We start from the raw sequence: 11,284 nt of genomic DNA, 5'->3' as shown, positions 1-11,284 counted from the left end.
TTTCATCTAGTAATATATGACTTCTTTTAACTTGATTATCAGAATATTATAAATTAATTATTTATATTTGTTAACATCTAAGTAGCTTTAAACTTACCATTTGTTGTACCTATGTTGTACCCATAATTTTTTAGCCATGGTTAATATTAAAATTATTATTAGGAAAAAGAGACTTTCAAATGGGCAATATCCTATTTATTTGAGGGTGACAAAGGATAGAAAGTCCAAATACTTTAAATCAATTTTCAATGCTTTAGAAAATGAATGGGATTCTAGTTCTGGAAGGTTTCGAAAAACAAATTCAAATTATATGCAGAACAATCGGTTGCTCTTAAAAATTCAAGAAAGAGCATACCAATTGATTACTGAACTGAAAATTGAAAAGGAAGATTTTTCCCTTGAGGATTTTGAGGAGCGATTTCGCGTAGAAAAAAATCCTTATAGAAATAACTTTTTTGCTTTTTGGGAGGAAATAATAGATGAAATGGAAGCAGCTGGTAGAACTGGAAATGCCAGGGCCAACAGAGATTCATATCGATCATTAAAACTTTTTCATAAATCAACCAAACTGAAATTTCAGGAAGTTACACCTTCATTCTTAAATAAATACGAAGTATTTTTAAGATCTAGAGGAGGTAGTGATGGCGGAATAGGTGTACGAATGCGTGCTCTTCGGGCGGTATTTAATCGTGCAATTGACCGAAATGTGGTAAAATCATCAATTTATCCTTTTCGAGCATACAAGATATCCAGGTTAAAAGGTAAAGGTCAAAAACGGGCATTAACGATAGAACAGGTGCAAAAAATTATAAAAATGGATATTAATTCCTATCCCCACCTGATGAATAGTCGTAATTACTTTGTATTTAGTTTTTATACTCGAGGTATGAATTTCGCCGATATCATGAAACTTGAATGGAAAGATATAAAAGGTGATAGAATTTTTTACACTCGTTCCAAAACTAAAGGAAATTTTATTGTAAAAATTTTACCTCCAGTAGAAGAAATTCTGGAATACTATAGAAGTAATGCTAAGGACACGAAATATATTTTTCCCATTCTGTTAAAAAACAATCTCTCTCCACAGCAAATAGAAGATAGAAAGTCAAAAACTTTAAAACGCTTTAATAGAGATCTCAAAGAAATAGCTAAGATCTGTGAAATTGATAAAAATGTAACTAGTTATGTTGCTCGCCATAGTTTTGCAAATTGTTTAAAACAAAAAGGAATAGCTACGGATATAATTAGTGAATCCATGGGCCATACAAACTTAACTGTAACTCAAGCGTATCTAAAAGAACTTGATAGCTCTTTATTAGATGAAGCGAGTGAAAAATTGTTATTTTAAGTTAAATTATTTCTTTTTACGGCAAAAATAACCATACATCTTTCCTTCATTACTTTGGAAAGTTAAGGAGGTTATTCTTGGTTTATCATCAATCAACCTTTATGAGAGTTTAATGCCTGTACAATAGTCGTAATGGTAAGTAGAGTAACAATTAAAAAACATACCGCAGGGATAACCCCCATATTATTATTATTGTAAATCAACACCAGAAAAAAAATATCTAATACAATAGGTAAGAATAATATAGCATAGAAGGCAATACCCACTGGAATTTTAAGGATTTTATTTACCTTTTTATTTTCATATTGATAATTAAGGATATGATGAAGTAGAGAAAACGGCTTTATAATATTTACTGTATCTGTACAAGCTCCTAAACTGAACATTTTCCGGCTTACCTTTTCAAATAAAGGAATTAAATTGATATTATTATTCCATAAGGTTATATTCTGAAGGTATAAAAACGAAAAAATAACCGGCAAAAAATTCAAAAGGATCTTAGGATCCTTAATTCCACCAACGGATTCAATATTTAAGACTTCTGCACCTTCCAAAAAAACTAAAAAATAAATCGTTAATAATGTTATCATCCAAAAAGAATTTCGGGTGATTTTTCTATTATTAAGTCTTATATTTTCTGTAATTAAAGAATGATAATTAATCAGGTAGTTTTCATTATCAATCTCCTGGTCTTCTGTGAAACCTTTTAAAATTCTATCCGTGTCAATATGAATTTTATTTGAATTTTCACTCATTCCTTAATTTTACAAAGTGACCTTTGCTCCCTTAGATTGATTATGATAAGAGCATAGCAACTCTGCATTATCCAATGTTGTTTTCCCTCCTTTTGCGTGAGGAATCACGTGATCAGCCTGATATTGGGACCAGCTCACCCTTGCCTCCTTTTCCGGTTTACCATCTCTCAAACATTGCTGACAAAATCCTTTTCCTTTTCTATAAATTAGAATACGTTCTAATTCTGAAAATGCCCTCTTATTATCTTTTTCCAACAACTTAAAATCATTCTCCTTAACATACTCAAAAAAGATTTGTCGCATTATTCTATCCCTAACTTCCAGATCGTGCTCACCCTGCTGTCTCCGATTACTAAATGTAAGCATATCGTTATCTTCAGAATCTTCATATGTTTTCCAACGCATATGAAAATCATAAATAAAATCTTTTACTAATGTTTGAGTTTCCTCATTTAATATATAATACATTCTTAGGTGCCTGATAAGCATATAAACTGAGATAATAAAATATTCCACAGAGAGTTCTCTTATCCCATTCTGATCATCCAGCATAGAATCGTATTTGAAAATGTTGTAGAAGGCCTTTAAGTTTTTGATTACTTCTTTTGCGAACGATTTATCCTCATAGCTATAATCACCAATTCCATTAGACACCTTTTCTTCCTCAATAAACTCAGTGATTTTTTTATCACTTAGATCAGCATATCCCCCATTTTTTTCTATCAGAATAAATCTCGCCATAAACTGAAGGTGCTTCATTCTTCCATTATCTACATTCAATAAACGGAAGAAGTCCATCTTATCTGGGTTAGCATCTATGGGTTCATAATTTTCATAGTCAAAAGTCAGATCATCAGCATATTTCACAATAAAGTTTCGGCTCAAACTCGATAGTTGAGCGTGTGCCACCTCCATATAATTAAGAGTTTCTCCTTGTTGAAGCCTCCAGAATATTTCAGTGGCTATGATTTGATGCTCTACGTTCTGAGGTTCATCAATATTTTTAATTACATCCGCTTCATATTTAAGCGATTTATCTATAAACTTACGCACATCGGTATCCAGATCTTTGTAATATTTACCGGCAAGACTGTCACTTAAGTCTTCCAAACTTCTGGGTAATTTATAGTTATTATCAAAGAAATCCTGAACAGTTGTAATTCGTTGTTGACCATCAACAATTTCAAAAACAGTAGTACTTTCATCCAAACGCACTTCCCTAATCACCAATTTTGGTATGTAATATCTGCGAAACAAGCTATCCATTAAAGCCTGCTTCTTTTTACGATTCCATACTACTTTACGCTGATAGGGAGGACGAGTCACAAAATCCTCTTTATAATCAAAGAAATCTTTTATACTAATTTCTTTTGATGTTATGATATACTCTGACTTTGGATTAAATGCCATTTATATTGTTTTTATAATTTATTATATTTCAACTTACTGAGCCCTTATCGAACCCTTATATCCTTCGTTATGAGAAATAAATGAGCCCTTATTAATCCCTGAAACCTATTGATTCCACTAGGGTTATACTCTTTTATATTTCTTCGACTCATTTTCAATGAGCCCTTGTTGAGCCCATTAAAACATAGATTACGAGCCCTTATTGAACCCTTTCAAAACGTAAACTGTACCTACCCCTGTGGTTCCCATTTTCTCAATAAGATCACCTTCAAGTTCCTTAAGATAACGAGTTGCAGTGGCTTTGCTCACTTCACAAATTCTTTGGACTTTAGAATTCGTGATAGTTTCATTGATCTGCACATAAAGGACTATTTTTATAAGCTCATCTTTAAGTTCTCTTTCTTTGAGCCCTTCCTCTGAAAATTTTATAAGCTCGACTTGAAAATCGGGCGGATTATTAGAGAATATGGGAGGAGCAATTTTATGCTCCTTACAAGTATTGATAATTTTTATGGTTCCTCTCCCCCAGGATTCAATATAACCGGCTCGGAATAAGGTGTTCGCTATATCAGGATTAAAAGGTTTAGAAGGATGTTTTTGTGTTAATCGGTCTACCGTCCAATTCTCCGGTAATTGTCCTTCATTCCAGAAAATAATTCTATCCCGGTACACACTGATTTGAATGGGTATCCCACTACTGTAATCTTTATGGGCAATAGCATTCAATAATGCTTCCCTAATTGCATCCTGCGGAAAAGTGAATTTTTCTTCCCTAACTCCCTCCTTATAAGAAATAGCCGCATTATCATATTTGGTTCTAAGCAAATCCAGGGCCTCTTCAGCCTGTTCTATTAGATTGCCTTTTATTTCATCCTGAAATTTTAAGTCATCATCAGATTCAAAAAAGCCTATCTTTATATATGCTCCGGTCACATATTTCTCGGGCTTGGGATGAAACAAAAGAATCGCTGCTCGTTTTAATAATTTTTCCTCCCCCAGATATAGATGCAGACTTTCGAGTAATTCCTGGTTAGATTCCTGTAAATCCTCAGTTGCTAACCTATTACTTTTGGCGGCCTTAGATTTAAAAAAGGAAAAAGTCTCATCTTTTAAACTCGAGATTTCGACATTTGGAACCGGAACTCCATCCCATTTTTTCCCCTGCCGCTCTAACAAGAATTTGGTTAGCGCCGCTCCTTTTAATTCCTGAAGGGTGCTCCCAGAACGGTAGTAATATTTACCCCTTAAACTAATAGGAAAAGGGTAAGGTTCTACTACAATCTCCAAATACTCCTTATCTTCTTCTGAATGCAAATTCACGTCCAGCATTAAACCTAATATATCCCGTGCCTTATTCGGAATATCTTCCAGTAGTTTTCTTGCATTGGGCAAATGTTTAACCTCCCCTTCATCATCCTTCCCTATAAACAGAATACCGCCCTGGGCATTAGCAAACCCACTAATCCATTTAAAATAATCATCCCGCCAGGACTCCTTCCATTCTGTGTTTTGTGATTCCCGATTCATTATTGTCTTTTTTTATCAGAAGAGGTCATTAGATTTTTTAGCTTATTTCAGGTAGTTGATATTAAATTTCTTCTCTATACCAATTAACTTACGTTGATATTTTATTAATTCTTTCATTTATTAATGTCTTAAGCCTCCATCGGCCAATCCTTATACTGCCCCTCTGCCTGTTCAATAACTTCCTTCAGCAAATTATCAAGCTCCGAAAATGGCACTTTGCCGCGTAATTCTTTTTTGACTGCTAACCGAATAGCGGCGCGGGCGTCTTCTTTTTTGGTCCAGTCGAGCTGGAGGTTTTTCTTCACCGAATCCACAACATTATGCACCAGGTCCTGAGTAGGACCGGACTGGTTAAGTAACTTTTCATTGGCAGATAAGAGGTCGTAGAAAGCCAGTTCGTCTTCGGTTAAACCGAGCTGCCTGGTCCTGATGTCGTCCTGCTGAAATTCAGTGGCGATGTCCAGCAAATGCTTGATGGCGGCGATGGAATCCAGGGAATTCCGGTGGTAATTGCTCAAAACTTTTTCAAGTTCCTCCTTTAGCTTGCGCATCCGGCGGATGTTCTTTGGCATTCGTACTCTTATCTCATCATTGATAATCCTGCGCAGCAATTCTACTTTAATGTTCTCGTCGCCTTTTTCTTTTACAATGGCCTGAAACCTGTCGTCTACTATGGAGATATCGACCTTATCCAGGTTGTACATTTTTGCCAGGTCCACAATTTCCTGTGATTCCAGGGATTTGCTCATCAGGTCTTTTATCTTTTCGTTCTTCTCCCTGCGCGGACCGGGAGGAAATTTGATCTTTCTGATTAGCTGCCTGATCTTCTGAATGATCGCCAGCTCTTCCTGTATCTCCCAAACCCGAGGATCTGAACTGGTCATTGCCACCAGTTCTGCCAGCTTTCGCTCTTCGAGCAAAAAGGCATCCGTAACGGCATCAGATTTCAAAAGGCTGTTCACTTTACTGTTGCACCATTTCAATCTGTCCATTTCGGACATTGAATTGACTCTTTCCGCATCAAAATCACCTATCAGATCCTTCACTTTTTCCAACTGCTCCAAACAAATTTTCACCGCGGCTTCAAGATCCAGAGTGGGTTTTCCTTCCCCGCCTCCGGCGGTGTATTTCTTGGTGGCTTCGGCAAGGAAGCCCGAGATGCCTATGAAATCTACTACGAGTCCGTTGGGTTTGTCTTTAAAAACCCTGTTTACCCTTGCAAGGGCCTGCATCAGGTTATGGCCTTTCATTATCTTATCCACATACATCGTATGGGCGCAGGGGGCATCAAATCCCGTGAGCCACATATCGCGAACGATCACAATTTGCAGCGGATCCTCGGGCGTGCGGAAACGCTTTTTTATGGCTTCCATCGCGTCTTTGGTGCGTATATGCGGATTCCATTCCGGCGGATCTTTGCTGATGTTTCCGGTCATTATCACGGCTATTTCAGGGCATCCTTTAAGTGCGCTAAGCGCATTGTACATTTTTACGCAGTTCTTGCGGCTCATACACACGATCATCGCTTTGCCTTCCAGGCTTTCGGTCCTGGCCTTAAAATGGGTGAGGATGTCGTTGGCAACCCTTTCCACGCGGTCAACAGCCCCGGCGGCATCTTCTATCGCGGCCCAAACGGCATTGTTCTCCTCGTCCTCATCTTCTTCCATTTCATCCAGCTCCTTGTCATATTTGGCTTTGATATTGAGCGGAACCATTTTTGGCTCGTAATAAATGGGCACCGTGGCACCGTCTTCCACGGCCTGTTTAATATCGTAGGTGTGGATGGTTGGGCCAAAAACCTGTTGGGTATCGGCATCTTTGCCATCTACGGGGGTTCCGGTGAAGCCTATAAAGGAGGCATTGGGCAAAGCGCGTCTTATGTTCTGCGCAAAGCCGCCGCTATGGAACCCGTACTGGGTGCGGTGGGCTTCATCTGCCATCACGATTAGGTTGGTACGTTCAGAAAGTACAGGGTGGGAGAGCTCTTTTCCCGAAGCCAGTTCTTTTAACCGAAATTTCTCAATGGTGGTAAAGATCACCCCGCCGCCATCGGTGCTCAGCAGGGCCCGCAGCTCATCTGTGGTATCGGCGTGTTGTACGTGGCCCACCAGGTCTTTGCACAGCACAAAATTCTCATAGAGTTGCTGGTCCAGGTCATTGCGGTCTACCTGGATGAGGATGGTGGGATTTTTCATTTCGGGCATTTGCCGAAGGATTCCGGTAAGGATGGCCATCGAAATGCTTTTGCCAGATCCCTGCGTGTGCCATATTACTCCCAGCCGGCCGTCACCCTGAGGTTTTATATTTTCTACCGCAGAGTCCACCGCTTTTTTTATGCCCCAGTACTGGTGATATTTTGCGCCTTTCTTGATTATTTTCCCGTTGTGGTCTTCGTGGAAAATGAAGTTTTGCAGGTAGTTTAATAAGGTTTTCTTCGGAAATAATCCCTTCAGCAAGGTCTCCAGCTGAAGTTCCTCTTTCTGCTGAAGGTCATCCCCGTGCAGACTTTTCCACGGAGCAAACCACTTCAGGGAAGAGTTGTACATCCCGTGCAGGGTTTCCAGCCCATCTGAAACTACCGTGATAGCATTGTAATCAAACAGCTGCGGAATATCCTGAAAGTAATGCCCAATTTGCCGGTGCGCGTTTTCCACACCCACCTCGGGATCAAACATATTCTTGAATTCAAAAACAATGAGAGGAAGTCCGTTAATGAAGACGAGCAGATCTGTACGCCGGCTGTTCTTGCCAATGATCTTTACTTCATCTGCACACACAAAGGTATTTTTCTCCGGTTCCTTGTAATTGATAGGGTAGAGGTGCCGGGCCTGTTCTTTGCCCGAAGCATCTTTCCAGGTAATGGAAACCCCCTGGGTCATTTTAAGATGAAAATCGCGGTTGCGGTGATCGAGATCCATTCCCTGGTGCTGCGTGAAAGCTGAAAGGGCTTCATTAATGGCGGTGCCAGGTACACCGGGGTACGAGCGCTCTAAAAATTCCCGAAGATCCTCCTCCAGCACCACCTTCTTGAGGTCCCGCTGCAGGGAATTGCCTTCTTTATAAGTGTACCCCAACTCTTTGAGGCACTCTATGGCAGCCTTTTGCACCGTGATCTCGATCATTTGTGTCATAAGACTTCTGTTAAGGTTTTCTCCACATCTCTCACGCGGACTTCCCCGCTGATGAGTTTTGGTAATAAGGTATCGCGGAGTCGGGTTAGGGTTTGGTTTTCTATTGTATTTATTCTGATTTGTGTAAACCAATACTCAGCAATTTCACTGAAAGAATCAAAAATTTCCTTTGGTGGCTGCGGAATTTCATAGGAAAGAAAAGGATCATTTTGAACCCTTTGACGACCTGAAGTTCCCACCATTGTAGAAATGGCAAAATTTCTGAAATTGGTATCACGAGCTAAACAATAGGTCCAGTATTTTGAAACACCTTCTTTTGCTCTCATCACTAAAAATTCGGTTGAACCAAAAGCTATTTCACCTGATTCTAAAAAGTCAACAAAGGCAGTTTTTCCATTTTCAAGACAAGGTGTAATCCTGGCAAATAATGTATCTCCATTTTGAAATTTTGCTCCGCCTTTAAATTCTTTTTGTGCAACATCTGAAACTGACATTACATCGATTGGTAGAACTTTCATTTCAACAAATGAAGCTTGTGAACCTTTGGATAAAGACAATCTTGGATTCAAACTTATTAAATTTCCTAAAATGGCATTTTTACCATCCTTCAGGATACTTTTTTAAAATTATGGGAGAAAAGAGACAGCATAGAAAGACCGGAGCATATTTACTTTTTCTTACGCTATGTAATGAAAAAGGAGTGTATCTATTTCTATTGCCGACCCAGAAATAATTTCCACAGGAACATTAACAGGTTGGAATATTATGATAACTATCAGGAATATATGCACGGCTATGATCCCGAAAAAGAGGATGAGCATTTACTGGACCAGGAAGCAGACCAAAAAGCTTTTGATAGGATACGAAGTGTTTTTCCTTTGCTTACTACCGAAAGGAGGCACCTGATTGAACTTTGTTTAAAATACGGTTTTCAGTATAAGGCGATCGCCCAGGCGCTGGGAACCAGCATTACCCAAACCAGCAACGAGATAAAAAGAGCGATCGAGGATATTAGAAATATAATCCACCGGGGCAGTGCGCTGGAAACACGACCAAAACCGGTGGTGGCTGTAAAGATTCAGGATAAAATGACCGCGGAACAGGAAAAGGTCTTGCAACTAAGATGTGAAGCCAATTACTCCTTTGCTTCCATAGCTGCGGAGCTTAACCTTTCCCAAAGGGAAGTGCATAAGGAATTTATGGCTGCGTATAAGTATATGCAGGAGAAACACCAGGAACAATTAGAATCGGCTTAAGATGGAAAAGTCAACGATGAAACTCACTCGAAAAATCCAGTTACTGGTCGATCTGCAAACCAAGGAAGAACGAAGGGAAGCCCTGGATAAACTGTACCAGTGGCAGAACCGCAGCTTTAAGGCCGCTAATCTTATTATTACCCATCTCTATGTACAGGAAATGATCCATGAGTTCTTTTATTTAACGGAAGGAATAAAATATAAACTGGCTGATGAAAAGAAAGATGAACTTGGCATCCTGAATCGCTCCCGGATCAATTCCACCTATCGGGTGGTATCCGATCGCTTTAAAGGTGAAGTCCCTACCAACATTTTAGGCAACATCAATAATACTCTCATTAACACCTTCAATAAGAAAAAGCCGGAATACTGGAAGGGGGAACGTTCGCTGATGAATTTTAAGAGAGATATCGCCTTTCCCTTTGATATGGAGGGGGTGAAAGGATTAAAATTCAATCCTGATAAAAAAGCTTTTTGCTTTCGGTTTTTCTCCATTCCCGTAAAAACGTATTTAGGCAGGGATTTTAACGATAAGTGGGAATTAATGCATCAGCTGGCCGGTGGAGAGATCAAACTTCGTACTTCTCATATCAAATTAAAAGATGGCAAAATCTTTATGTTGGCCACATTTGAAATTGAAAAGGAAAATCACATCCTAAAACCGGAAATGATGGCGGAGGCTTCCTTATCTCTTGAATATCCTATTGTTGTGAAATCCGGAAAGGCAAAACTTAGCATCGGCACCAGGGAAGAGTTTCTTTATCGTAGGCTGGCGATACAAGCGGCCCGGAAAAGGGTACAGGAAGGTGTCACCTATGCAAAATCAGGTAAAGGGCGCAAAAGGAAAACAAAAGCAGTGCAAAGATTCCACGATCTGGAAAAAAACTATGTGAGCAATCGGCTACACCTGTACAGCCGGAAATTAATCGACTTTTGTATTAAACACCAGGCGGGCACGCTTATTTTATTAAACCAGGAAGATAAGATGGGGATCGCTAAAGAGGAAGAGTTTGTGTTGAGAAACTGGAGCTATTATGAACTGATGACCAAAATAAAGTATAAGGCTGAAAAAGCCGGTATTGAACTTATTACAGATTGATAATTTTAAATTGAGGGTGCTTGTACACCCGTAGGGTGAGGTAGAAAATCACACTCACTAAATGTGCTTAGCATATACAACGGCGTGGGCTCTTATTTTTTCAAACCTAAATTAACGGGGAGAACTTAGAAACGGAACCGAGCCTATGTAACCTGGATAAATTCATAATTTCGAAAACTGTATTTTTTAGTTTCTAAAGGAGTATTATATGCAATTGGATATTTAGATTGCAAGGCAAAGCCCCCAAATCTACCATAACTATCCTGGGCATGGTTCCTGTGCTGTTTTTATAGCGTTCGGGAAGTTAACGTGAAATAAAAACAGCATAGGGCGCATCCTACTTATTTTTTACTGTTATTCTTTTGCCTGTTTTCAAGGGTTTCTATAAGATTAACTGTAAAAAGTGGCTAATTTATGACAAGGTGAACTGTCATGACAAATCCTATTTTTGATCTTCCAGCCACCGACAATGCACCTTTTTTATTTCAGGATACGCAGCAAAAAAAATCCTGTTGCAGCTGATCTTCTGATTCTGAAATCCTCCGGTAGACTTCTAAGCTTTCTATCTGTTGTACATTGGCAGAATAACTAAGGTATCCTATCAACCCCAAGGCAATTATCCCCAACATTCCGTAAAGGATAAGCAGGTAATTGGGGATCAGCCTGAATGCACTATGGATATTTTCAAAAAAATTCATATTCGCGGTAAAAATATATTGTTCAGCTCAAAAGCCATGAATTGTGGCAATTAAAATTTT

General features: G+C 39.0%; 8 protein-coding genes. 3 read left to right on the top strand and 5 right to left on the bottom strand.

Annotated elements, in window-relative coordinates; genetic code table 11:
- Nucleotides 1-136 precede the first annotated feature (136 nt).
- Nucleotides 137-1,348 carry a phage integrase SAM-like domain-containing protein gene (locus RM529_RS14240; RefSeq protein ID WP_311485435.1) on the top strand — a complete coding sequence of 404 codons (1,212 nt, stop codon included), beginning with the start codon at nucleotides 137-139 and terminating at the stop codon, nucleotides 1,346-1,348.
- Between the two features lie 92 nt (nucleotides 1,349-1,440).
- On the opposite strand, the gene RM529_RS14235 is transcribed toward RM529_RS14240, so the two are convergent.
- The 5 genes from RM529_RS14235 to RM529_RS14215 form a co-directional block, all read right to left on the bottom strand.
- A complete protein-coding gene (locus RM529_RS14235; RefSeq protein ID WP_311485434.1) occupies nucleotides 1,441-2,103 on the bottom strand; it encodes a hypothetical protein in 663 nt (220 codons plus the stop codon).
- 9 nt (nucleotides 2,104-2,112) lie between these two features.
- Nucleotides 2,113-3,513 (bottom strand): GmrSD restriction endonuclease domain-containing protein, encoded by a 1,401-nt coding sequence (locus RM529_RS14230; protein WP_311485433.1) that lies wholly within the window; start codon nucleotides 3,511-3,513, stop codon nucleotides 2,113-2,115.
- A 189-nt stretch (nucleotides 3,514-3,702) separates the two neighbouring features.
- On the bottom strand, nucleotides 3,703-5,040 hold the full coding sequence (locus tag RM529_RS14225) for an ATP-binding protein (RefSeq protein WP_311485432.1): 1,338 nt from the start codon (nucleotides 5,038-5,040) through the stop codon (nucleotides 3,703-3,705).
- 128 nt (nucleotides 5,041-5,168) lie between these two features.
- The gene (locus RM529_RS14220) at nucleotides 5,169-8,171 is read right to left on the bottom strand and encodes a type I restriction endonuclease subunit R (RefSeq protein ID WP_311485431.1); all 3,003 of its coding nucleotides are present in this window, start codon (nucleotides 8,169-8,171) and stop codon (nucleotides 5,169-5,171) included.
- Nucleotides 8,168-8,689 (bottom strand): restriction endonuclease subunit S, encoded by a 522-nt coding sequence (locus RM529_RS14215; RefSeq protein ID WP_311485430.1) that lies wholly within the window; start codon nucleotides 8,687-8,689, stop codon nucleotides 8,168-8,170. The genes RM529_RS14220 and RM529_RS14215 overlap by 4 nt, the downstream gene beginning before the upstream one ends.
- A gap of 75 nt (nucleotides 8,690-8,764) precedes the next feature.
- Between RM529_RS14215 and RM529_RS14210 the strand changes: the two genes are divergently transcribed.
- A complete protein-coding gene (locus RM529_RS14210) occupies nucleotides 8,765-9,427 on the top strand; it encodes an RNA polymerase sigma factor (protein ID WP_311485436.1) in 663 nt (220 codons plus the stop codon).
- A gap of 1 nt (nucleotide 9,428) precedes the next feature.
- Complete coding sequence (locus RM529_RS14205) at nucleotides 9,429-10,526, top strand: transposase (protein ID WP_311485429.1); 1,098 nt, start codon at nucleotides 9,429-9,431, stop codon at nucleotides 10,524-10,526.
- Nucleotides 10,527-11,284: the final 758 nt, after the last annotated feature.

Origin of the sequence: Autumnicola edwardsiae, assembly GCF_031846505.1 — a bacterium.
Taxonomy (GTDB): Bacteria; Bacteroidota; Bacteroidia; order Flavobacteriales; family Flavobacteriaceae; genus Autumnicola; species Autumnicola edwardsiae.
Note: the sequence above shows the minus strand (reverse complement) of the source record. Positions and strands in the feature narration are given on the sequence as shown.